Annotated in this window: 20 protein-coding genes; 14 read left to right on the plus strand and 6 right to left on the minus strand. The window is 69.3% G+C overall.

What is annotated here, in order from left to right; all coding sequences use genetic code 11:
* Positions 1 to 53 precede the first annotated feature (53 nt).
* The 3 genes from ABZY89_RS05500 to lipB all read right to left on the minus strand — a co-directional run bounded on the left by ABZY89_RS05500 (position 54) and on the right by lipB (position 2,559).
* The gene (locus tag ABZY89_RS05500; RefSeq protein WP_355225303.1) at positions 54 to 764 is read right to left on the minus strand and encodes a DUF4191 domain-containing protein; all 711 of its coding nucleotides are present in this window, start codon (positions 762 to 764) and stop codon (positions 54 to 56) included.
* A 31-nt stretch (positions 765 to 795) separates the two neighbouring features.
* Positions 796 to 1,740, minus strand: coding sequence for a lipoyl synthase (gene lipA / locus ABZY89_RS05505; protein ID WP_091040837.1), 945 nt, complete (start codon positions 1,738 to 1,740; stop codon positions 796 to 798).
* An 81-nt stretch (positions 1,741 to 1,821) separates the two neighbouring features.
* Positions 1,822 to 2,559 (minus strand): lipoyl(octanoyl) transferase LipB, encoded by a 738-nt coding sequence (gene lipB / locus ABZY89_RS05510; protein WP_355225305.1) that lies wholly within the window; start codon positions 2,557 to 2,559, stop codon positions 1,822 to 1,824.
* A gap of 188 nt (positions 2,560 to 2,747) precedes the next feature.
* Here lipB and ABZY89_RS05515 point away from each other — a divergent pair, with 188 nt between their 5' ends.
* Positions 2,748 to 3,494 (plus strand): DUF6612 family protein, encoded by a 747-nt coding sequence (locus tag ABZY89_RS05515; RefSeq protein WP_355225307.1) that lies wholly within the window; start codon positions 2,748 to 2,750, stop codon positions 3,492 to 3,494.
* A 67-nt stretch (positions 3,495 to 3,561) separates the two neighbouring features.
* Here ABZY89_RS05515 and sucB read toward each other — a convergent pair whose 3' ends face one another.
* Positions 3,562 to 5,361 carry a 2-oxoglutarate dehydrogenase, E2 component, dihydrolipoamide succinyltransferase gene (gene sucB, locus ABZY89_RS05520; RefSeq protein ID WP_355225309.1) on the minus strand — a complete coding sequence of 600 codons (1,800 nt, stop codon included), beginning with the start codon at positions 5,359 to 5,361 and terminating at the stop codon, positions 3,562 to 3,564.
* Positions 5,362 to 5,577: 216 nt separating this feature from the next.
* Entirely contained in the window at positions 5,578 to 7,104 is a 1,527-nt protein-coding gene (locus ABZY89_RS05525; protein WP_355225311.1) for a leucyl aminopeptidase, read from the minus strand.
* A gap of 77 nt (positions 7,105 to 7,181) precedes the next feature.
* Here ABZY89_RS05525 and gcvT point away from each other — a divergent pair, with 77 nt between their 5' ends.
* From gcvT to ABZY89_RS05570, 9 genes are all read left to right on the plus strand, one after another.
* Positions 7,182 to 8,324 carry a glycine cleavage system aminomethyltransferase GcvT gene (gene gcvT / locus ABZY89_RS05530; RefSeq protein WP_355225313.1) on the plus strand — a complete coding sequence of 381 codons (1,143 nt, stop codon included), beginning with the start codon at positions 7,182 to 7,184 and terminating at the stop codon, positions 8,322 to 8,324.
* Entirely contained in the window at positions 8,324 to 8,581 is a 258-nt protein-coding gene (locus tag ABZY89_RS05535) for a hypothetical protein (RefSeq protein ID WP_176883497.1), read from the plus strand. Before gcvT ends, ABZY89_RS05535 begins: the two co-directional genes overlap by 1 nt.
* 165 nt (positions 8,582 to 8,746) lie before the next feature.
* Positions 8,747 to 9,721: a DUF559 domain-containing protein gene (locus tag ABZY89_RS05540; RefSeq protein ID WP_355225316.1), complete on the plus strand. Its 975-nt coding sequence runs from the start codon at positions 8,747 to 8,749 to the stop codon at positions 9,719 to 9,721.
* Between the two features lie 28 nt (positions 9,722 to 9,749).
* A complete protein-coding gene (locus ABZY89_RS05545; protein WP_355225318.1) occupies positions 9,750 to 10,580 on the plus strand; it encodes a PhzF family phenazine biosynthesis protein in 831 nt (276 codons plus the stop codon).
* A gap of 14 nt (positions 10,581 to 10,594) precedes the next feature.
* A complete protein-coding gene (locus tag ABZY89_RS05550) occupies positions 10,595 to 11,389 on the plus strand; it encodes a thymidylate synthase (RefSeq protein WP_355022008.1) in 795 nt (264 codons plus the stop codon).
* Positions 11,379 to 11,870 (plus strand): dihydrofolate reductase, encoded by a 492-nt coding sequence (locus ABZY89_RS05555; RefSeq protein ID WP_355225320.1) that lies wholly within the window; start codon positions 11,379 to 11,381, stop codon positions 11,868 to 11,870. The genes ABZY89_RS05550 and ABZY89_RS05555 overlap by 11 nt, the downstream gene beginning before the upstream one ends.
* 38 nt (positions 11,871 to 11,908) lie before the next feature.
* Complete coding sequence (locus ABZY89_RS05560) at positions 11,909 to 12,847, plus strand: LLM class F420-dependent oxidoreductase (RefSeq protein ID WP_355225322.1); 939 nt, start codon at positions 11,909 to 11,911, stop codon at positions 12,845 to 12,847.
* A gap of 16 nt (positions 12,848 to 12,863) precedes the next feature.
* The gene (dapA, locus tag ABZY89_RS05565; RefSeq protein ID WP_355225324.1) at positions 12,864 to 13,751 is read left to right on the plus strand and encodes a 4-hydroxy-tetrahydrodipicolinate synthase; all 888 of its coding nucleotides are present in this window, start codon (positions 12,864 to 12,866) and stop codon (positions 13,749 to 13,751) included.
* A gap of 11 nt (positions 13,752 to 13,762) precedes the next feature.
* Entirely contained in the window at positions 13,763 to 15,448 is a 1,686-nt protein-coding gene (locus tag ABZY89_RS05570; RefSeq protein ID WP_355225326.1) for a ribonuclease J, read from the plus strand.
* On the opposite strand, the gene ABZY89_RS05575 is transcribed toward ABZY89_RS05570, so the two are convergent.
* Positions 15,445 to 16,101: a lysoplasmalogenase gene (locus ABZY89_RS05575; protein WP_355225328.1), complete on the minus strand. Its 657-nt coding sequence runs from the start codon at positions 16,099 to 16,101 to the stop codon at positions 15,445 to 15,447. The genes ABZY89_RS05570 and ABZY89_RS05575 overlap by 4 nt on opposite strands.
* A 76-nt stretch (positions 16,102 to 16,177) precedes the next feature.
* Here ABZY89_RS05575 and ABZY89_RS05580 point away from each other — a divergent pair, with 76 nt between their 5' ends.
* From ABZY89_RS05580 to ABZY89_RS05595, 4 genes are all read left to right on the plus strand, one after another.
* A complete protein-coding gene (locus tag ABZY89_RS05580) occupies positions 16,178 to 18,850 on the plus strand; it encodes a DNA translocase FtsK 4TM domain-containing protein (protein WP_355225330.1) in 2,673 nt (890 codons plus the stop codon).
* The gene (locus ABZY89_RS05585) at positions 18,847 to 20,760 is read left to right on the plus strand and encodes a helix-turn-helix domain-containing protein (protein WP_355225332.1); all 1,914 of its coding nucleotides are present in this window, start codon (positions 18,847 to 18,849) and stop codon (positions 20,758 to 20,760) included. The genes ABZY89_RS05580 and ABZY89_RS05585 overlap by 4 nt, the downstream gene beginning before the upstream one ends.
* Positions 20,761 to 20,967: 207 nt before the next feature.
* The gene (locus tag ABZY89_RS05590; RefSeq protein WP_355225334.1) at positions 20,968 to 22,338 is read left to right on the plus strand and encodes a glycoside hydrolase family 16 protein; all 1,371 of its coding nucleotides are present in this window, start codon (positions 20,968 to 20,970) and stop codon (positions 22,336 to 22,338) included.
* A 23-nt stretch (positions 22,339 to 22,361) separates the two neighbouring features.
* Complete coding sequence (locus ABZY89_RS05595; protein WP_355225336.1) at positions 22,362 to 23,378, plus strand: LacI family DNA-binding transcriptional regulator; 1,017 nt, start codon at positions 22,362 to 22,364, stop codon at positions 23,376 to 23,378.
* Positions 23,379 to 23,388 lie beyond the last annotated feature (10 nt).

Below are 23,388 nucleotides of genomic sequence, written 5' to 3' on the forward strand. Positions count from 1 at the left end.
ATGTACCTGTGAGTAATGGACCGGAACGTCCCGGACTATCCATCCAAGAACGGTCAGCGGCCGCGGAGGTTGCCGCGCATGCCCTTCATCGAGGTCGGGACGGGGCCCTTCGGGATTGGCATGGTGCCGCGGGTGGCGTCGACGGCCTTGAGGCGGTTGAGGATGTCGGTGATCTCGGGGCCGGCGACCTTGCGGCCGATCTTGGTGACGTGCTTGGTCAGCTGCGGCAGCGGCACCTCGTCCTCACCGTTGCCGGCGACGACGGTCGTGATCGGCACCTCGCCCAGGACGCGGGCGTGGGTGCGCTTGGTGCTGGCCAGCAGCGAGCGGACCTTGCTCGGGCTGTTGCCCTCGCCGACGAGGACCACTCCCGGTGGGCCGACCACGCGGTGGACCAGCGTCTGGCTGCGCGGCTCGACGGCGACGGCCTGGGTGACGGTCCAGCCTCGGCGGAGCATGGTCAGGGCGGCGTACCCGCCACCGACCTGGCCCTCGAGCCGGGAGTACATCACCTTCTGCGCGCGCCGCGAGAAGACCACCATCGCGGCGAGGAGGCCGGCCAGCAGGGCGCCGACGATCGTGAAGATCCAGGAGAAGATGCCCTCGCCGGGGAGGAACCAGAAGATCACGCCGGCGACCGCGGCGACGACCACGAAGATCGAGCCGAGGATGAGGCCGATCTTGGGGTCTGACTGCTTGGTGAGCTTGTAGGTCTCCACCATCTGCTGGCGGCGACTCATGCTGCTCGGGTCGGTCTGGGACATCTTCCTCTTTCAGTTTCTCGTACGCAGGGACTCAGGCCACGGAGGAGGCGTCGCGCGCCTCGATCGCCTGACGGTACAGCCGACCGGCGCGGTAGGACGAACGAACGAGCGGACCGGACATGACGCCGGAGAAGCCGATCTCCTCGGCCTCGGCCTGGAGCTCGATGAACTCCTCGGGCTTTACCCACCGCTCGACCGGGTGGTGCCGCACGCTCGGGCGCAGGTACTGCGTGATCGTGATCAGCTCGCAGCCGGCGGCATGCAGGTCGCGCAGCGCCTCGGAGACCTCTTCGCGGGTCTCACCCATGCCGAGGATCAGGTTGGACTTGGTGACCAGGCCGAAGTCGCGGGCCTGGGTGATCACGTCGAGGCTGCGCTCGTAGCGGAACGCCGGACGGATCCGTTTGAAGATCCGCGGGACGGTCTCGACGTTGTGCGCGAGGACCTCGGGACGGGACTCGAAGACCTCCTGGAGAAGCTCCGGGATGCCGTTGAAGTCGGGGATGAGGTTCTCGACGCCGGTCTCGGGGTTGAGCTCGTGGATCTGCTTGACCGTCTCGGCGTAGAGCCAGGCACCGCCGTCGGCGAGGTCGTCACGGGCGACGCCGGTGATGGTGGCGTACTTGAGGCCCATGGTCTGCACGGACTCGGCCACGCGGCGCGGCTCGTCGCGGTCGAGGTCGGTCGGCTTGCCGGTGTCGATCTGGCAGAAGTCGCAGCGCCGGGTGCACTGGTCGCCGCCGATGAGGAAGGTGGCCTCGCGGTCCTCCCAGCACTCGAAGATGTTGGGGCAGCCGGCCTCCTGGCACACCGTGTGCAGGCCCTCGGACTTCACCAGAGCGGTGAGCTCCTTGTATTCCGGCCCCATCTTCGCTTTGGTCTTGATCCACTCCGGTTTGCGTTCGATCGGAGTCTGCGCGTTGCGGACCTCGAGACGGAGGAGCTTGCGACCTTCTGGGGCAGGAGCTTGAGTCACCCCACAAGGGTACGCCGCGTGCTGGTGGAACCTCGAAGGCAGGCGGCTACTGGTCGGTCACACCGACCGCGGCCGGCCCGCTCAGCCCAGGCTGGGGGAGAGCAGCGGGACCCGCGGGGTCTTCGCCGGGTCCGGCTTGGCCTCGAGGCTCGGGCCCTGCTCGTAGTCGCGCCAGGAGAGCATCTCGGCGATCTGCGCGTGGAGCACCGGCATCGCCTCGGCGTTGCCGATCTGCCGCCCGGCCTCGATCGAGAGGGTGGTGACGCCGGCGTCGGAGATCCCGCACGGCACGAACCGCTCGTACCAGCCCAGGTCGACGTCGCAGTTGAGCGCGATGCCGTGCATGGTCACGTGCTGGCTGACCCGCAGCCCGATCGCTCCGACCTTGCGCTCCAGGCGGCGTACGCCGTCCGGGGTCTCGCCCGCGGGCAGCCACACGCCGCTGCGGCCGGGGACGCGGTAGGCGGTGACGCCGAACTCGGCGCAGGTGCGGATCATCGCCTGCTCCAGGCGGCGTACGAAGTCGACGACCTTGACCTTCTCCGGCAGCCGCACGATCGGGTAGGCGACGATCTGGCCGGGGCCGTGGAAGGTCACCTCACCGCCGCGGTCGACGTCGATCACCGGGGCGCCGCCGGGATCCGCGGGCCGGTCCTCCGGCTTCGTACGCTTCCCCGCGGTGTAGGTCGGCGGATGCTCGAGCAGCAGCACCGTGTCGGCCTCTTCGCGGTCGACGACGCGCTGATGGACCTGCTTCTGCAGCTCCCAGGCGTCCAGGTAGTCGATCGTCCCGACCTCAACGAAGCGCAGCTCAGTCACACCGAGATCGTACGCCCCGGGCCGAGCGAGCCGGGCAGTGACCGGAATGGTGAAACGCCGGCTCGGACGGATAACGGTTTGGCGATATCCCGGCGGGGGTAAAGAGACCGTGTGCAGAATGCGCCTGTTTCGACTGGCCGCGCTCGGGAGCGATCGGTCTTCGGATCAGTCTTGAAAGGCACACAGACGTGCGTACCACCCAGAACCGTCGCCGCATCGCGGCGGTCGCCCTCGCTCTGACCGCGACCTGCACCGTTGCGGCGTGCGGTGAGACCGGCAACGAGGCGAAAGACACGGCGTCCGCGGCCGATGCCGTACCTTCGATCGAGCCCGGCACCACGCTATCGGCGTCCGAGGCCATGAAGGTCGTGAAAGCGGCCGCCGAGTCCCTGTCGACGGTCCACGTCGACATGGAGATCAACGCCGTCGAGGAGGGCGAGAAGATCGCCGGAACCGGCGAAGGCGACTATCAGCAGGACCCGATGGCCTTCCACGTGAAGGGCGAGATCAGCGGTGAGGACGGACCGAGCGCGGTCGAGTTCGTCACTCTCGACGACACCACGTACGCCAGCATGGATGGCGAATGGGTGATGGGCGGGTTCGCCACCGTGATGTCCGCGATGATGCCGGCGCCCAACCTCTTCCTGGACTCTGTCACCCACGCGATCTCTGCGGACACCACGACGTACGTCGGGCAGGAGGCGATCGACAGCGTCGACACCGCGCACTACACGTTCGATGCGGGTGAGTCGGACTTCGGAGCGGAGGTCTCGATCGTCGATGTCAACGTCGACTCCGAGGGTCGGCTGGTGCGCCTGAGGATGGACGGCGGAGACTCCGGGAACATCGTCTTCGACCTGTCCGCTCACGGCGAGCCAGTGAGCATCCAGAAGCCGAGCGGCAAGATCACCGACATGTCCGACATGGACATGTAGCCCTCATCTGGTGAGATGACGAGCGGCGCGGCCCCCGTGGGGACCGCGCCGCTCGTTGCTCACCGGCTCAGATCTCGAACTGAGCAGCCTCGAGGCGCTTCTTGACGTCCTGGAGGAAGCGGCCGGCGTCGGCGCCGTCGACCAGACGGTGGTCGTAGGTCAGCGCGACGTTGACCATGTAGCGCACCGCGATCGTCTCGCCGAGGTCCGGGTCGTCGATGACGACCGGACGCTTCACGACAGCACCCGGGCCGAGGATGGCGACCTGCGGCTGGTTGATGATCGGGGTGTCGAAGAGCGCACCGAACGAACCCAGGTTGGTGATCGTGAAGGTGCCGCCGGAGAGCTCGTCCGGGGTGATCTTGTTGTTGCGCGTGCGGTCGGCCACGTCCGCGATCTTCTTCGCGATGCCGGCGATCGAGAGGTCGCCCGCGTCCTTGACGACGGGGGTCAGCAGACCCTTCGCGGTGTCGACGGCGAAGGCGATGTTCTCGCGGTCGTAGTAGGTGACCGTGCCGGCCTCGATGTCGATCCCGGCGTTGAGCTTCGGGTGCACCTTGAGCGCGTCGATCGCGGCCTTGGCGAAGAACGGCAGGTAGGTCAGCTTGACACCTTCGCGCTGCAGGAACCCGGCCTTGTTGGCCTCACGGAGGCGGGCGATGTTGGTGACATCGACCTCCATGACCTGGGTCAACTGAGCCGCGGTGTGCAGCGACTCGGTCATCCGCTCGGCGATCACCTTGCGCAGACGCGAGATCTTCTCGGTGGTGCCACGCAGCGGCGACGGGGCCGTGGGGGCGGCGGCGGAAGCGGCCGGAGCAGCCGAGGCAGCCGGAGCGGCGGCTGCCGGGGCAGCGGCCGGAGCCGACTTCGCGGCGGCCGCCTGGAGGATGTCCTCCTTGCGGACGCGGCCACCGACGCCCGAACCCTGGACGGTGTCGAGGTCGACGTTGTGCTGGGCCGCGAGCTTGCGCACGAGCGGGGTCACGTAGCCGCCGGGCTGGATGGCCGGGGAACCGTCGGTGGACGGCGCGGCGTGAGCCGGGGCCGCAGGAGCCGGAGCAGAGGGGGCGGGCGCGGCCGGAGCCGGCGCAGCAGGAGCCGGCGCGGGTGCGGCGGCGGCCGGAGCGGGCTCGGGAGCGGGCTCCGGGGCAGGAGCCGGCTCGGGCTCGGGGGTGGGCTCCGGGGCCGGGGCGGCGGGCTCGGGCTCGGAAGCGGGAGCGGCGCCGGCGTCACCGACGAGCGCCAGCACGGCGCCGACCTCGACGGTCTCGTCCTCGGAGACCTTGATCTCGAGCAGGGTGCCGGCGACAGGCGAAGGGATCTCGGTGTCGACCTTGTCGGTCGAGACCTCGAGCAGCGCGTCGTCGACGGCGACCGCGTCGCCGACCTGCTTGAGCCAGCGGGTGACGGTGCCCTCGGTGACCGACTCACCCAGGGCGGGGAGAGCAACCTCGGTGGCGTTTCCGCCGGCGGCGGGCGCCGGAGCCGCAGGGGCGGCGGGCTCGGCGGGAGCCTCGGGCTCGGCCGGAGCGGCCGGAGCCTCGGGCTCAGCGGCGGGAGCGGCAGCCTCGGGCTCGGCCGCAGGCGCGGCGGGCTCCGCGGGAGCCTCATCGGCGCCGGCCTCGTCGGCAGCGCCGATGACGGCGAGCAGGCCACCGACCTCGACGGTGTCGTCCTCAGCGGCCTTGATCTCGAGCAGGGTGCCCGCGACGGGCGAGGGGATCTCGGTGTCGACCTTGTCGGTGGAGACCTCCAGCAGGGCCTCGTCGACCGCAACCGTGTCGCCGACCTGCTTGAGCCAGCGGGTGACGGTGCCCTCGGTGACGGACTCGCCGAGTGCCGGGAGAGTTACTTCGGTGGCCATGGATTCCTTCGTTCTACGTCTGTTCGTTGCTCTACTTGTATGTCCGGACACGCGCGTCACCACGACCGAGCCCAAGGGCTCGGCGAGGAGAGAGTCGCATCGGTCTGGGCCGACACCTGCCCGACGCACTCATGATGCCGCCAGATGTGCGGCCAAGGGCGTCGATCACGGAGCCCATCTTGTCACTACCCCCGCAGCGCTGTGTCAACCGGACCACTACTGATCGGTAGCCATCTCGCGTACGTAGTCCACCAGTGTTGCCACCGCCACACCCGTGCCTCCGGGAGTGAGATGGCCGGAGGCGCCGCCACTGTTGAAGGACGGTCCGGCGATGTCGAGGTGGGCCCAGGGGAGACCGCCGGTGAACTCGCGCAGGAAGGCGGCTGCGTACAGCCCACCGCCCCAGCGGATCCAGTCGTGCTGGTTGAGGTCGGCCACCTTGGAGGAACGGATTCGCTCGTCCATCCATTCCGGGATGGGCATCGGCCACATCTGCTCGCCGGCGACGTCGGCGGCGGCGAGAACACGGTCGACGACGTCCTCGGAGCCGAGTACGCCGCTGACCCGGTCGCCCAGCGCCATCACCATGTGACCGGTGAGGGTGGCGACGTCGAGGATCAGGTCCGGCGAGACCTCGGTGGCCCGTACGAGGGCGTCGGCGAGGATCATCCGGCCTTCGGCGTCCATGTTGGAGACCTCGACGGTCGTGCCGCCGTAGTGGGTGACCACGTCACCGGGGCGGTAGGACGAGCCGGAGACCATGTTCTCCGCCATCGGCACGAACGCGGAGACCTTCACCGGCAGCCCGAGGCGGGCGATCGCGAAGGTCGCCTGGGCCACCGCGGCGGCACCGGCCATGTCCGACTTCATCGTGGACATCGAGCTGCCCGGCTTGATGGTGAGGCCACCGGAGTCGAAGGTGATGCCCTTGCCGACCAGCGCGATGTGGCCGCGCGCATCGTCGGGGGAGTAGGTGAGCTCGACCAGGCGCGGCATGGCCGCCGAGCCCATGCCCACCGCGAGGATGCCGCCGCAGCCGAGCTCGGCGAGCTGCTCCTCGTCGTACACGGTCGTCTCGACGCCCTCGACCAGCCCGGCCACGTGCGCGATGGCGTCGGCGAACGACGGGGGAGTCAGGTCGGCCGGCGGGATGTTGACCCACTCCCGCGTGCCGGCGACCGCCTGGGCGAGGACCTGCGCCTCCTCGAAGGCGGTGACCGCGTCCGTACGCCGCGCGATCGCGCTCAGGATCGCGACATCGCTCGGCCCGCTACTGTCCTTACCCGACTTGCCGTTGTTCGACTTGTAGGTCGTGTAGGTGTAGCCGCCGAGGACGTAGCCCTCGGTGACGGCGCGCACCAGGTCCGGGGTGTCGGCCGGAAGGGACACGGCGACGGAGGTCGCGTTGGGCACCGCGCGGGCGGCGGCGCCGGCGGCGCGGCGTACGGCATCGGCCGAGTAGTTCCCGTCCGCACCGGGCTTGCCGAGCCCGACCAGCACGAGGAGCTGGGCGCCGATCTCGTTCCCTGCGGGCAGGCGGGTGATCTCGCCGGCCTTGCCGCTGACGCCGAGCGTGGCGAGCATCCCCGGCCACCGGCGGCCGTAGGCGGCCTTGACGTCCTCCGCGCCGGCAGTCACCTCGACAGCCTTCGCGCCCTGGCCGATGCCGACGACGACCGCCTCGGCACGAGTCTTGGCGGGGGAGGCGGTACGCAGCGTGTAGGTGATGTCAGGCAGGGTCACGCCGTGCAGTCTAGGTGTGGCGCGCCCGGAGGGGGCGCCGACCGGGGAGTGTCGGCCTGGTGCGATAAGTTCGCGGTATGGCTGAAGAGACCTCCACGGGGGGCGGGTCGGAGCTGCTCCAGTCCCCTCTGCACGAAAACCACGTCGGGCTCGGCGCGAAGTTCGGTGAGTTCGGCGGCTGGTCGATGCCGCTGGAGTATTCCGGCGTCGTCAAGGAGCACACGGCGGTCCGTGAGGCCGTCGGGGTCTTCGACGTCAGCCACTTGGGCAAGGTCATGATCAGCGGGCCGGGTGCGGCCGACTTCGTCAACGCGTCCTTCACCAACGACCTCAACCGGATCAAGCCGGGCAAGGCCCAGTACACGTTGTGCTGCGACGAGGAGACCGGCGGCATCGTCGACGACCTGATCGCCTACTACCGCGACGACGAGCACGTCCTGATCGTTCCCAACGCCGCCAACACCCCCGAGGTCGTGCGCCGGCTCCAGGAGGCCGCGCCCGAGGGGATCAACCTCGCCGACCACCACCGCGACTACGCGGTGCTCGCCGTCCAGGGGCCGAAGTCCGACGACCTGCTCGAGGCGGTCGGGCTGCCGGCCGGTCACGAATACATGTCCTTCGTGGAGGCTGCCGCCCCCGACGTACTCGGTGACGAGATCGGCGTCGTCGTGTGCCGCTCCGGCTACTCCGGTGAGCGCGGCTACGAGCTGATCGTCGCCAACGAGGCCGCCGGTGCGCTCTGGGACGCGCTGGTGTCCCGTGGCGAGGCGATGGGCGCGGTGCCGTGCGGCCTCGGTGCCCGCGACACCCTGCGTACGGAGATGGGCTACCCGCTCCACGGCCAGGACATCGCCCTCGACGTCACTCCCAACGAGGCCGGCCTCGGCTGGGCCGTCGGCTGGAAGAAGGATGCCTTCTGGGGCCGCGACAAGCTGGTCGCCGAGAAGGAGGCCGGCCCGAAGCGCGCCCTGCGCGGCATCGTCGCCGTCGGGCGAGGCATCCCACGCCCACACATGACCGCCTCCCTGACCGCCGACGTACCGGTCGGCGAGGTCACATCCGGCACCTTCTCGCCCACGCTGAAGAAGGGCGTCGGCCTGGTGCTCGTCTCGACCACGGTCAACCCCGAGGCCGAGATCGGCATCGACGTACGCGGCCGCCGCGAGATCTTCCAGCTCACCAAGCCTCCCTTCGTCCCTTCGCACGTTCGGGAGGGCTGATGAGCATCCCGGACGTTCCTTCGGTGTTCAAGCAGCCGTCTGCGGCAGACCGGCCGTGGTGGTGGCAGCTCGTCGACGCCTCGGGTGCCGAGGTGTCGGTCGACGGGGACCTCGCCGGCCAGCGCTTCGCCAACCAGAGCGACGCCGAGTCGTGGGTGGGCGAGGTCTGGCAGGACCTCCTGGACGCCGGCGTGGCCGCGGTTGTGCTCTTCGAGCACGACCGGCAGGTCTACGGTCCGATGAAGCTCACGGCCTGACGCACATCCACGACCTCGCCCCTCAAGGGTCGATGTGGTGGTCTCTACCCTCGATGCGACCACCATCTTGACCCTTGAGGGGCATTGTCGTCGGCGTCTGAACCGACGCGGTGATGCCTGTGGATAACTTCTGCAGGGTTTGCGGGATTGTTCGATGCTGTCGGTGTGAACGCATCAGCTGGATCCGAGCCGGTCCCTGACGTCGACATCGAGTCTGACGAGGTGCCGTTCGACCCGTCTCGTCCGTTCACCCGAAAGCAGGCGCTCGCGTCGGGCATCACGCCGAACCGGCTTCGCGGGCCCAGTTTCGTACGTCTGCACACGGGCGTGTTCGTGGCGGCGGACGTCGAGTTGACCCCGCTGATTCGTGGCGAAGCAGCGCTGATGACGTACGCAAACACCGCCTTCGCCAGCCACGCCACCGCGGCCCGGATAGCGGGGCTTCCGCTGCCGGCGCTGCCGGGTGAGCACGTCACCGTGATGACGCAGAAGGACCGTCACCGGATCGCTGGGGTCGTCTGTCATTGCGCGCCGAAAGCTGAGGTCAGGAGCGTGAACGAGGTGCGGGTCTCGATGATCGAGCAGAACTTCGTCGAGCTCGCCACGCTGCTCTCGCTGGTCGACCTCGTCGTGGTCGGTGACTATCTGGTGCGGAAGAACCCCAACGGGCTAGCCCGTCACCAGCGTTACTGCTCCAAGGCCACGGGCCCAGGTGCGGCGGCCGCTCGTCGGGCGCTGGCCTACGTGCGTATCGGCGTCGACTCGCCGATGGAGACCCGCCTGCGGATGTTGATCGTGCTTGCCGGTCTCCCCGAGCCGTTGGTCAATCAGCTGGTGGGGGAGGAGAGCGAGCTAGACTTTCGCAAGTACGACCTGTGCTGGCCGTCGATCAAGCTGATCGTCGAGTACGACGGGCGCCAGCACGTCGAGCGCGAGGACCAGTGGGAGTCGGACCTCGGCCGCCGGGAGAAGATCGACGACGACGGCTGGCGCATCCTCGTCTTCATCGCCAAGGACATCTACAACACCCCGGGCAACACCCTGAACCGAATCCATCGCCAGCTGGTGGCGAGGCGTCTTCCTGGCGTACCGACTCACCTGTCCCCTCAATGGCAGCTCCACTTCCCGGGCCGTCCCTGATTCCGATCCGACCAGTAGCCTCGGGCGCGTGAGTGCCTATGAGTTCCGCCAGGTCGACGTCTTCACCAACGAGCCGCTGCTGGGCAACCCGGTCGCCGTCGTACACGGGGCCGACGGCCTCACCGACGAGCAGATGGCTGCCTTCGCGCGGTGGACCAACCTGTCCGAGACCACGTTCCTGCTGACCCCGACGGACCCGGCTGCCGACTACCGGCTACGGATCTTCACGGTCAGCGGCGAGCTGCCGTTCGCCGGTCACCCGACGCTCGGGTCGGCGCACGCGTGGCTGGAGGCGGGCGGGAAGCCCAAGGGCGCGAGCCTGGTGCAGGAGTGCGGTGTCGGTCTGGTCGAGCTGCGCAGTGACGACCGGATCGCCTTCGCGGCGCCGGAGCTGCGCCGCGGCGGTGAGGTCGACGAGGACAGGTTGGGCGCGATCGCCAAGGGCCTGCAGATCGAGCGCGGCGACATCAAGGACGCGCGGTGGTGCGACAACGGGCCGGGCTGGGTGGGCGTGATGCTCGCCGACGCGGAGGCTGTGCTGGCCGTGACGCCCGACCACGCCGCTCTGGGGAGTCACAAGGTCGGTCTCGTCGGGCGCTACCCCGAGGGCAGCGAGTGCGCGGTCGAGGTCCGGGCGTACTTCCCGGCCGACGGCGTCGCCTTCGAGGACCCGGTCACCGGGTCGCTCAACGCCGCGCTGGGGCAGTGGCTGGCGGGGACGCAGCTCCCCGAGGCGTACGTCGCTTCTCAAGGGACCGTCATGAAGCGGCGGGGGCGGGTGTACGTCGAGCGGGTCGGGGACCAGGTGTGGGTGGGCGGAGACACACTGACCACCATCCGTGGGACGGTGGAGCTCTGACCTAGGCTGGGGCCGTGCAGTCCTACCTCGATCTGTTGACCCGCATCCTCGACGAGGGCGTGGAGAAGTCCGACCGCACCGGGACGGGCACGATCAGCGTCTTCGGTCACCAGACCCGCTACGACCTCAGCGAGGGTTTCCCGCTGCTGACGACGAAGAAGGTCCATACCCGCTCGGTCTTCGGGGAGCTGCTCTGGTTCCTGCGCGGCGACACCAACGTGCGCTGGCTCCAGGAGCGGGGCATCACGATCTGGGACGAGTGGGCCGACGAGAACGGCGACCTGGGGCCGGTCTACGGCTACCAGTGGCGCTCCTGGCCGACCCCGGACGGGCGCCACGTCGACCAGATCGCCAAGATCATCGACCAGATCCGCACCGATCCCGACAGCCGCCGCCACGTGATCAGCGCCTGGAACCCGGCCGACATCGACGACATGGCGCTGCCGCCGTGCCACACGCTGTGCCAGTTCTACGTCGCCGACGGCAAGCTGAGCCTGCAACTCTACCAGCGCTCCGCCGACGTGTTCCTGGGGGTGCCGTTCAACATCGCCTCCTACGCCCTGCTCACCCACATGGTCGCCCACGTGACCGGGCTCGAGGTCGGCGACTTCGTGCACACGCTCGGCGACGCCCACCTCTACAGCAACCACCTCGAGCAGGCCCGTCTCCAGCTCACCCGCAAGCCGGGGCCGCTGCCGACCCTGCGGCTCAACCCGGACGTCAAGGACATCGACGCGTTCGAGCTCGAGGACATCACGGTGGAGGGCTACGACCCCGCCCCCGGCATCAAGGCCCCTGTTGCCGTCTGAGGCCGGTTCGGGGCGCGTCGTGATGGTCGCGGCGGTCGCTGACAACGGCGTCATCGGCAACGGCCCCGACATCCCCTGGAAGATCCCCGGCGAGCAGGCCGAGTTCAAGGCGATCACGATGGGCCACACGCTCGTCATGGGCCGCACCACCTTCGAGTCCATCGGCCGCCCCCTCCCGGGTCGCACCACGGTGGTTCTGACCGGCGACAAGACCTGGTCGTACGACGGCGTGCTGGTCGCCCACGACATCGAAACCGCCCTCGCCCTGGCCGCGAAGGAGCAGGGCGACACGGTCATCGCCGGCGGCGCGCAGGTCTACGCAGCAGCGATGCCGTACGCCACCGAGCAGGTCATCACCCGGGTCCACCTGACTCCCGAGGGTGACGTCCTCTACCCGCCCTTCGACCAGGCGGAGTGGGTCGAGACGAAGCGTGAGCCCCACGAGGCGTACGACCGCGTCTTCCTCGCTCGTGCTCCCTGACGCGCGAGTAGGTGTCTCGCCCCTCTAAGGTAAACGGCATGGAGCTACGCATCTTCACCGAGCCTCAGCAGGGGGCGTCCTACGCCGACATTCTCGCTGTCGCCAAGAAGGCCGAGGAGCTGGGGTTCGGGGCGTTCTTCCGCTCCGACCACTATCTGAAGATGGGCTCGGTCGACGGACTGCCCGGACCGAGCGACGCGTGGACGACGCTCGCCGGCCTGGCCCGCGACACGAGCACGATCCGGCTCGGCACGCTGGTCACCTCGGCGACCTTCCGCCTTCCGGGTGTGCTGGCCATCCAGGCCGCCAATGTGGACGACATGTCCGAGGGCCGGGTCGAGCTCGGCCTGGGAGCAGGCTGGTTCGAGCAGGAGCACGAGGCGTACGGGATCCCGTTCCCGGCCCTGGGAGAGCGGTTCGATCGGCTGGAGGAGCAGCTCGAGATCATCACCGGGCTGTGGGCGACCGAGCCGGGGGAGACCTTCGACTTCAACGGGAAGCACTACACGATCAAGGACAGCCCGGGCCTGCCGAAGCCGATCCAGACCCGTGGCCACGCCGGCTCGATCCCGGTGATCGTGGGCGGCGGCGGCAAGAAGCGTACGCCGACGCTGGCCGCCACTTTCGCCGACGAGTTCAACGCCGCGTTCGTCTCCGTCGAGGACTCGCTGGCGCTGTTCGAGAACGTCGGGCGCTTCGTCGAGGCGGCCGGCCGGGACGACTCGATCATCTACTCCGCCGCCCAGGTGCTCTGTGTCGGCCGTGACGAGGACGAGATCGCCCGCCGTGCGCAGGCGATCGGCCGCGAGCCGGCCGAGCTGCGTGAGAACGGCCTGGCCGGCACGCCGGACGAGGTCGTCGCCAAGATCAAGCGGTTCGAGGACGTCGGCGCGAGCCGCATCTACCTCCAGGTGCTCGACCTGAGCGATCTCGACCATCTCGCACTCGTAGCCGACGAGGTCATGCCGCGCGTCTGACGATAGTCTGTACGCCATGACTGATGCTCCCTTCGGCACCGTGCTCTCCGCACTCGTCACGATGTTCAACGACGATGGCTCGGTCGACCTGGAGCAGACCCAGAAAGTCGCCAAGCACCTGGTCGATCACGGCCACGACGGCATCGTCGTCTCCGGCACCACCGGCGAGTCGCCGACCACCACTCCGGCCGAGGACGGCGAGATCCTGGCCGCCGTCAAGGACGCCGTCGGTGACCGCGCCAAGATCGTGGCCGGCATCGGCACCAACGACACCCGCACCACGGTCCAGCTCGCCAAGCAGGCGGCGTCGATCGGCGCCGACGGCCTGCTGCTGGTGACGCCCTACTACAACAAGCCGGGCGAGCGCGGCATCCGCGAGCACTTCCGCACCGTCGTCTCCGCGACCGACGCCCCGGTCATCCTCTACGACGTTCCCGGCCGCACCGGCTCCCCGATCACCCTCGACACCTACCGCGAGGCGATCACCTGGGACACCGTCGTCGCGGTCAAGGAGGCCGCCGGCGACTTCCCGCGCGGCACCCGGCTGCTCGACCTCGGCTACTCGATCTACTCCGGTGACGACGCGCTCACCCTCGCCTGGCTGGCGCACGGCGCCGTCGGCGTGATCAGCGTCGCCGCCCACGTGCTCGGCGACCAGACGCGGACGATGATCGACGCCTTCGCGGCGAGTGACATCGAGACCGCCCGCAAGACTTATGCGCGGATGCTCCCCGCGATCGACGCCATCATGGGCGTCCCGAACTACGGAGCCACCACTGCCAAGGCCGCTCTCGAGCTGACCGGCGTGATCGACAACCGCAACGTACGAGGGCCCCTGGTGGCTCTCGACAGCGACGAGGTCGAGGCGCTGCGAGCCGGGCTGGAGGCCTCTGGCCTTCTCTAGAAGGAACGCCTTTGTCTCACCCACACCCGGAGCTGACCGAACCCGGCAAGCTCCCCAAGGGCGGCCTGCGGGTCACCCCTCTCGGCGGCCTCGGCGAGGTCGGCCGCAACATGACCGTCTTCGAGTACGACGGCCGGCTGCTGATCGTCGACTGCGGCGTCCTCTTCCCCGAGGAGCAGCAGCCCGGGGTCGACCTGATCCTGCCCGACTTCGGTCCGATCCGTGACCGGCTCGGCGACATCGAGGCGCTGGTCCTGACCCACGGTCACGAGGACCACATCGGCGCGACGCCCTACCTGCTCCGCGAGCGCCAGAACATTCCGCTGGTCGGCTCCGAGCTGACCCTGGCCCTGCTCGGCTCGAAGCTGCGCGAGCACCGCCTGCGCGAGACGGTCCAGCACAAGGTACGCGAGGGCGACACGATCTCCTTCGGGCCGTTCGAGCTCGAGTTCGTCGCCGTCAACCACTCCATCCCGGACGCGCTCGCGGTTGCGATCCGCACCGGCGCCGGCCTCGTGCTGCACACCGGCGACTTCAAGATGGACCAGCTGCCGCTGGACGGCCGGATCACCGACCTGCGCGCGTTCGCCCGGCTCGGCGAGGAGGGTGTGGACCTGTTCCTCACCGACTCCACCAACGCCGAGGTCCCCGGCTTCACGACCGCGGAGAAGAAGATCGCGCCCGCGATCGAGCAGGTCTTCCGCGAGTCCGACCAGCGCATCATCGTGGCCTGCTTCGCCTCCCACGTGCACCGCGTCCAGCAGGTGCTCGACAGTGCGGTCGCACACGGCCGCAAGGTGGCGTACGTCGGTCGGTCGATGGTACGCAACATGCAGATCGCCTCCGACCTGGGCTACCTGCACGTGCCCGAGGACGTCATCGTGGACGCCAAGGAGCTCGCCGACCTGCCGCCGGAGAAGGTCGTCATGGTCTCGACCGGCTCTCAGGGCGAGCCGATGTCGGCGCTGTCCCGCATCGCCAACGGCACCCACAACTTCGTGCACATCGAGCCGGGCGACACTGTCCTGCTGGCCAGCAGCCTGATCCCGGGCAACGAGAACTCGATCTACCGGGTGATCAACGGGCTCGCCCGTCTGGGCGCCAACGTGGTCCACAAGGGCAACGCCCTGGTGCACGTCTCGGGCCACGCGAGCGCCGGCGAGCTGCTCTACTGCTACAACATCGTCCGCCCACGCAACGTGATGCCCGTCCACGGCGAGGTGCGTCACCTGCTCGCCAACGGTGACCTGGCCCGCCAGACCGGCGTCGAGAGCGTCGTCTACGCCGAGGACGGCGTCGTCGTCGACCTCATCGACGGCAAGGCCGAGATCGCGGGCAAGGTCGAGTGCGGCTACGTCTTCGTCGACGGCACCACCGTCGGGGACGTCACCGAGTCCGAGCTCAAGGACCGCCGGATCCTGTCCGAGGAGGGCTTCGTCTCGATCGTCGTCGTGGTCGACTCGGTCAAGGGCACCGTCGCCAGCGGCCCCGAGATCCATGCCCGCGGCCATGTGTGGCCCGACAACGCCTTCGAGCCGATCAAGCAGCCGATCGTCAAGGCGGTCAACCGCGCCATCTCCGAGGGTGCGACCGACACCTACCAGCTGCAGCAGGCCATCCGGCGTACGTTCGGGCGCTGGGTCTCCAGCACCCACCGTCGCCGCCCGATGATCGTTCCCGTCGTCATTGAGGCCTAGGCGAGCGCTAGAAGCACGCCAGCCGTGATCAGCGCCTGGCCGACGTGATAGGTCACCATGATCTGCACGTTGGTCAGGCGCGGCGGCGCATTGCCGTGCTCGGCGAGGTTGAGCCCGATCAGGGTGTCGCTGACGACGAAGATCGTCGCACCCGCGGCGATCCACACGCTCCCGGTCAGCCAGCCGAGCACGAGCATGGTGGCGATCACCAGGGAGTACGCCGCCAGGGCCGCCGCCATCGGCACACCGCCCATCTGGCGGGCGCCCCGGAGCACCCGGCCCATCGGGATCGCCAGGGCGACCGCGACGGCGAAGCCGGCCCAGGACCACCTCGGGGTCTCCAGCCCGAGGGCGAGGAAGGTCACGGCGTACGCCAGGTGACCGACGAAGAAGAGCCCCACGCCGCCGAGGAACCGCCGCGCCGAGGAGCCGATCATCGAGATGTCGCCGAGCATCCCGAAGAAGAGCGCGACGATCAGCCACAACGCCGCCGCTTCGCCGTCGCTGACGAGTCCCACCAACACCATCAGCCCCACCATCACCAGAGGTTTGGTGAAGTAGTGGACCCGTCGCCAGCCGAACCAGACGCAGGTCCAGTCCGCCACGGCATCGGCGGCGGTGAGAAGGGCGATGAGGACCGCGAGGCTCTGCATGGCGGCAAACTACACCGATGCAACACACCCCCATGGGGTCCCGGAGCCAGGCCGCTCGGTCAAATACCCTGCTTGTATGGCGACCCGTACGTCTTCCCCGCCGGGTTCGCGGAGCTCGACCACCAATAAGAGCACCCGTCCCCGGAGTACGACCACGACAAAGCGAGCAACGGCCACGAGCCGGGCCCGCTCAAAGGCAGCGCCGAACAAGGGCCAGAACAAGCGCCGTCCCGCCGCAAAATCGACCAACCGGAAGACGACGAACCGTACGCCACCTCGTGCCGTTCGCAACGGGCCCAGCCCGATCGCGGTCCTCTTCGACGCCATCTTCTCCACCATCGCCAGCCTGTGGCTGGCGATCGCCGGGGGAGTGGCGGCCATCTTCCGCGTCGGTGGCCAGGCCGCCAGTGACCTCGAGCCGGAGCACCGGCGCGACGGCGCCGGCCTGTTCCTGATCGGCCTCTCGGTCCTCGTCGCCGCCGGCGTCTGGTTCCAGCTCGGCGGACAGTTCTTCGACGTGGTCCGCATCGCCGTCGCCGGCGTCGTCGGCAAGGTCGGCTGGCTGGTGCCGGTCGGGCTCGTCGTCGCTGGTGCCCGGCTGATGCGCGACCCGGTCAACGCCGCCCCGGTCGGCCGGCTCGCGATCGGCTGGGCCGCGTTCCTGATGGCCACACTCGGCATTATCCAGATCGCCAACGGCAACCCGCAGCCCACCTCGGGCGACAGCACCGAGCTGCAGTGGGCCGGCGGCGCGATCGGCTACGTCGTGGCCAGCCTGCTGCTCGACGTCATGCGCTCGACGGCTGTGGTCGTCGTGCTCCTGTCCCTCCTCGTCGTCTTCGGGATCCTGGTGATCACCGGGACCCCGCTCTACCAGGTGCCGAGTCGCCTGATGGAGCTGCGCGACCGGGCGCTCGGCCTGACCCCGCCCGAGGAGATGAGCGAGAGCGGCACCAACATCCGGCGGGTGCGCCGGGGCAACAAGCTCTTCGCCGACGACGACACCTTCGACCCGGAGGGCTTCGAGCCCTACGAGACGCCGCTCCTCGAGGAGGAGAAGCCGAAGAAGAAGCGCAAGAAGGACGGGCTCGACATCGCGCTCGCCCTCGACGAAGACCCGGACGCCGACACCCAGCCCGACGAGGCAGTGCCCAGCGACGCGGCGGGCCTCATGCCCGCGGTAAGCGACACGGCACCGAAGCCCGGCAAGCGGCGCGACCTCGAGCCGCCGCCGCACGCCGAGCTGCCCCAGCGCGTCGAGCAGCTCATGCTCGCCGGCGACGTCGCGTACACGCTCCCGGGCAGCGACCTGCTCAAGCCCGGCTCGCCGCACAAGGCCCGCTCCAAGGCCTCTGACGACATCGTCAGCCGGCTCCAGGCGGTGCTCGAGGAGTTCAACATCGACGCCGCGGTCACCGGCTACACCCGTGGCCCGACGGTCACCCGCTACATCGTGGAGCTCGGCGCCGGCGTGAAGGTCGAGAAGATCACCGGCATCCAGAAGAACATCGCCTACGCGGTGGCCTCCGCCGACGTACGCATCCTCTCGCCGATCCCCGGCAAGTCGGCCGTCGGCGTGGAGATCCCGAACAGCGACAAGGAGATCGTCACCCTCGGTGACGTGCTCCGCTCCAACGCCGCCCGCGGCGACCACCACCCGATGATCACCGGTGTCGGCAAGGACGTCGAGGGCGGCTTCGTGGTCGCCAACCTCGCCAAGATGCCCCACCTGCTGGTCGCGGGTGCGACCGGTTCGGGTAAGTCGTCCTTCATCAACTCGATGATCACCTCGGTGCTGATGCGGGCCACGCCCGACGAGGTGCGGATGATCATGGTCGACCCCAAGCGGGTCGAGCTCAACTCCTACGAGGGCGTGCCGCACCTGATCACGCCGATCATCACCAACCCGAAGAAGGCCGCCGAGGCGCTGGCCTGGGTCGTACGCGAGATGGACATGCGCTACGACGACCTGGCCAACTTCGGCTTCCGTCACGTCGACGACTTCAACAAGGCCGTACGCGCCGGGAAGGTGCAGCTCCCGCCCGACTCCGAGCGGGTCCTGTCGCCCTACCCCTACCTGCTGGTCATCGTCGACGAGCTCGCCGACCTGATGATGGTCGCCCCGCGCGACGTCGAGGACGCGGTCGTACGTATCACCCAGCTCGCCCGTGCCGCCGGCATCCACCTGGTGCTGGCCACGCAGCGGCCCTCGGTCGACGTGGTCACGGGTCTGATCAAGGCCAACGTGCCCTCGCGGCTCGCCTTCGCGACCTCGTCGCTGGCCGACTCGCGCGTCATCCTCGACCAGCCCGGTGCGGAGAAGCTGGTCGGCCAGGGTGACGGGCTGTTCCTGCCGATGGGCTCCTCCAAGCCGATCCGTGTGCAGGGCTCGTGGGTCTCCGAGTCGGAGGTCAACGCGGTCGTCAAGAGCGTCAAGGGCCAGCTGGAGCCGTCCTACCGCGAGGATGTGACCGCTCCCGCGGAGTCCAAGCGGGTGCTGGACGACGACATCGGCGACGACATGGACCTGGTCATCCAGGCGATCGAGCTGATCGTTTCGACCCAGTTCGGATCGACCTCGATGCTGCAGCGCAAGCTCCGCGTCGGGTTCGCCAAGGCCGGCCGCCTGATGGATATTCTCGAGTCGCGCGGGGTGGTCGGTCCCTCCGAGGGCTCCAAGGCACGCGACGTACTCGTCAAGCCGGACGAGATCGACGGCGTCATCGCAACGATCCAGGGGGAGATGTGAGCGAGAATTCACCGGCGGTCGAGACCGTTGACCCTGCCGAGAACGTCGAGGCCGTCGAGGCCGTCGAGGCCCATGACGTCGACGTCGTCGAGGTACGCCGCAACGGCCGCCTCGCGCTGGTGGTGGCGCTCGCGTCGCTGCTCGTCGGCATCGCCTTCGTGCTGCGTGGCGGCATCGAGGGCTACCTGGTCGGCCTGATCCTGCTCGTCGTCGCGGCGGTGCAGGGCTGGACGGCCTGGGACTCCCGGATGCCGCTGCTGCTCGTGGACGAGCAGGGCGTACGCCTCCGCTTCGGCCAGACCTGGCAGGGCATCCCGTGGTCGAAGATCGAGTCTGTCGAGCACACCCCGCGTCCGGACGGGATCGAGCGGTTCTGGAAGGACGGCCGCATCGGCGTGCTCCTGCACGACGAGGACGAGGTGCTCGATGAGCTCTCGCCGACCGCCCGGCGCCAGGCGATGCTGACCGAGCGCCTCTACGGCCTTCCGTTCTCCCTTCCGCTCGGCCTCTCCACCCGCGTCCTGGGCGCCGGTGACGACGTCACCGAGGCCATCGCGATCGTGGCGGCCGACGGCGTCGAGGTCGTCGAGATCGACCCCGCGCTCGACGTGGAGGAGCCCGAGACGGACACCGACGAGAGCACCGAAGACCACATTGCCGATGCCGCCTCGGACGACGGTGACACCGCGGTCCGCCCTCCCCTCTCCGGGCGGGCCGGAGACACCAACCCCCGGATGCTCAGGGTCTTGGACGAGCCTGATATCAATGCCGCAGACGTGGTGGACGAGGCGGAGCAGGACCAGGTGGACCGGGACACGAACCAGGACGAGACGACGCCGAAGACCGACCCCGAGCCCGACGTGAAGGCGGAGGTCAGGGCGGAGCCCGTCGCGCCGCTGCGTGAGCCCTCGACGGCGGTCCGGGTGGACGTACGCTACGTGCCCGAGGAGCCGCAGGAGACCATCGCCGTCCACGGCGCGAACGCGCTTCAGCTGGATCTGGCGGAGGCGGCGTTCGCCGACGCGGACATCGACGAGGTGGATGTCGACGAGGAGACCCAGGTCTTCGCGAACGACCCGGACGTCGAGGACTCCGAGCCCGAGGGCGTACGTCCGATCGCGGTGCCCGACGAGGGGGTCAAGGCGCTCGCCATCGACGGTGTCGACGACGAGCCCACCGAGGTGGTGCCGACCAAGGTCCCCGAGATCGGTGCCGAGATCGCCGCGGCCCGCCGCCGGCTGGCCCTGGACATGGACGGCCTGGCCGAGTGGACCCGGATCCGTCCGCACGTCATCGAGGCGATCGAGGTCGACGACTTCGGCCCCTGCGGCGGCGACTTCTACGCCCGTGGCCACCTGCGTACGCTGGCGCGTGTCCTCGGCATCGAGGTCGCTCCGCTGTTGCGCACCTATGACGAGAAGTACGCCTCCGGCCCGGTCAGCCCGCGCGCCGTCTTCGAGGCCGAGCTCGCCCACAGCGCGGCGATCCGCCCCGTGCGGCGGATGCGGGGCGGTCCGTCCTGGTCGGTCCTGGTCGCCGCGGTGATGGCGGTCATCCTGGTCTGGTCGGTCGCGCGCCTGGTCATCGACGGCACCCAGCACGAGCCCGAGGCCGGAGCGATCCAGCTCGACGGCTCTGCCGGCACCGACAGCCCCTACGGCAAGTCCTCGCCCGTACCGGTGACCATCTCCGCTGCCGGTGGCGGTGCCCACGTGGTCGTCCGCGACTCGCGCGGCAAGGTGGTCTTCAGCGGCGACCTCGCCTTCGGCGAGTCCAAGGAGCTCCAGGTCACCCCGCCGCTTCGCGTACAGACCTCCGACGGCTCCCTCAAGGTCGCAGTGGGCGACGGCAAGGCCAAGGCCCTCGGCAAGACCGGCGAAGCCGCTCAGCGCACCTACACCGCCAACTAGCAACGTTCCGTACGTCAAGTACGCCGAGTCGGCTCGTCATGACGAGCCGACTCGGCGCTGTTTTCGGTCAGAACGAGCCGACTCGGCGGGTTGTTAAAGAGTTCGGGATTCGGTGACGTGGGTCACATCGACTTTGGGACCATCATCCGAGAGAGCGCTCTCACGAGTCGCCAGACTCATCGCTCATTCATCGGGAAGCGAGTCATCATGAGAAGTCTCAAGGCATTAGGAGCCGCTGTGGTCGCGGCCGGCGTGGTCGCGGTGGCGATCCCGCTGTCATCGTTCGGGCAGGCGTCGGAGGCGTCGGAGCCGGGCACCCCGGCCGGCTGGACGAAGGTGTGGAGCGATGACTTCACCGGCGCGGCCGGGTCGCGGATCAACACCAACAACTGGATGTACGACATCGGCCACTCCTACCCCGGTGGCGCCGCCAACTGGGGCACCGGGGAGATCGCCTACCACAGCGACAGCACCCAGAACGTCTACCAGGACGGCAACGGCAACCTCGTCATCAAGCCGATCCGCGACGGCGCCGGCAACTGGACCTCCGGGCGCATCGAGACCACCCGCACCGACTTCCAGCCGCCTTCCGGCGGCGTGCTCCGCGTCGAGGGTCGCATCCAGATGCCGAACGTCACCGGCGCGGCGGCCCAGGGCATCTGGCCGGCGTTCTGGATGCTGGGAGAGCCCTTCCGCGGCAACTACTGGAACTGGCCGGGCATCGGCGAGATCGACATCATGGAGAACGTCAACGGCGCCAACCAGGTGTGGGGCACGCTCCACTGCGGCACCTCGCCCGGCGGCCCGTGCAACGAGACCACCGGCCTCGGCGGGACCCTCCAGGGTTGCCCGGGCTCGACCTGCCAGTCGTCGTTCCACACCTACGCGATGGAGTGGGACCGCAGCACCAGCCCGCAGCAGATCCGGTTCTACGTCGACAACACGCTCTACCACACGGTCCGCTCCGACCAGGTCGACGCGACGACCTGGAACAACGCGACCAGCCACGGCTTCTTCATCATCCTCAACGTCGCGATCGGCGGCGGCTGGCCCGGCAACCCGACCTCGGCGACCGCCTCCGGCGTGCCGATGCTGGTCGACTACGTCGCGGTCTACTCCAAGGGCGGCGGCACCACCGAACCGACCGACCCGCCCGCCCCGGGCAATCGGGACGCCTACTCGACCATCCAGGCCGAGTCCTACAACGCCCAGAGCGGCACCCAGACCGAGGCGACCGCCGACACCGGTGGCGGTCAGAACGTCGGCTACCTCGGCAACGGCGACTGGCTCCGCTACGACGGCGTGAACTTCGGCTCGAGCGCCGCCCGTACGTTCTCGGCCCGGGTCGCCTCCGGCGCGCCCGCAGGGGTCAGCGGCCTGGTCGAGGTACGCCTCGACAACGTGAACAATGCCCCGATCGGCAGCTTCTCGGTGGCCAACACCGGAGGCTGGCAGAGCTGGCGTACGGTCCCGGGCAGCATCAGCGGGGTGACCGGCACGCACACGGTGTTCCTGCGGTTCACCAGCGGCCAGCCGGCCGACTTCGTCAACCTCAACTGGTTCACGTTCTCCCGGTGAGCGGGAGGCGATAGGTTCCACTCATGAACGAGACCCCGGCCGGCCGGCCGACGCTGGAGACGGTGGCGCGGGCGGCCGGGGCCTCGCGAGCGACGGTCTCGCGCGTCGTCAACGGCTCCACGACCGTGCGACCCGACGTCGCCGAGAGCATCCGCCAGGCCATCGCCGACCTCGGCTACGTGCCGAACCCCGCGGCGCGGAGCCTGGTGACGCAGCGTACGGACTCCATCGCCCTGATCCTGCCGGAGTCCGCGACCCGGGTCTTCTCCGACGACGCGTTCTTCCCCGGCGTGATCCGGGGTGTCGGGGAAGCGCTGGAGAAGGCGGACAAGCAGCTGGTGCTGCTGCTCGCCTCGACGCAATCGAGCCACGACCGGATCCTGCGCTACGTGCACGGCCGCACCGTCGACGGTGTCGTGCTGGCCTCGATGCACGGCGCCGACACCCTGCCCGAGGAGCTGCGGGTAGCGGGCGTCCCGGTCGTCACCAGCGGGCGGCCGCTGGGCGAGGCGACCGTGCCGTACATCGACGTCGAGCACGCCAGCGGCGTGAAGGCGGCGATGGACCACCTCATCGGCCTCGGCCGCCGCCGGATCGCGACCATCTGCGGGCCGCAGGACATGGTCGCCGGGCGCGAGCGCCTGGCGGGCTACCTCGCCGGTCTCGAGGCGCTGCCGGGGGCCGTGCCGCTGGTCGAGGAGGGTGACTTCATGCGCCAGTCCGGCATCGACGCGATGGAGCGGCTGCTGCAGCGCGATCCCGGCATCGACGCCGTCTTCGCGGCCTCCGACCTGATGGCCGACGGCGCCCTGCGTACACTGCGCCGGCTCGGCCGCCGGGTGCCCGACGACGTGGCGGTGATCGGGTTCGACGACGTCGAGGCCGCGCGGTTCACCGACCCGCCGCTGACGACGGTGCACCAGCCGATCCACGAGATCGGCACCCGCCTCGCCGAGCAGATCCTCCGTCTGGTGGCGGGGGAGGAGGTCGAGGCCTCGGTCGTGCTCCCGACCAGGCTGGTGATCCGCGAGTCCGCCTAGGCCAGTCTGG

It is taken from the genome of Nocardioides sp. NPDC006303 (assembly GCF_040613175.1).
Lineage (GTDB): Bacteria > Actinomycetota > Actinomycetes > Propionibacteriales > Nocardioidaceae > Nocardioides.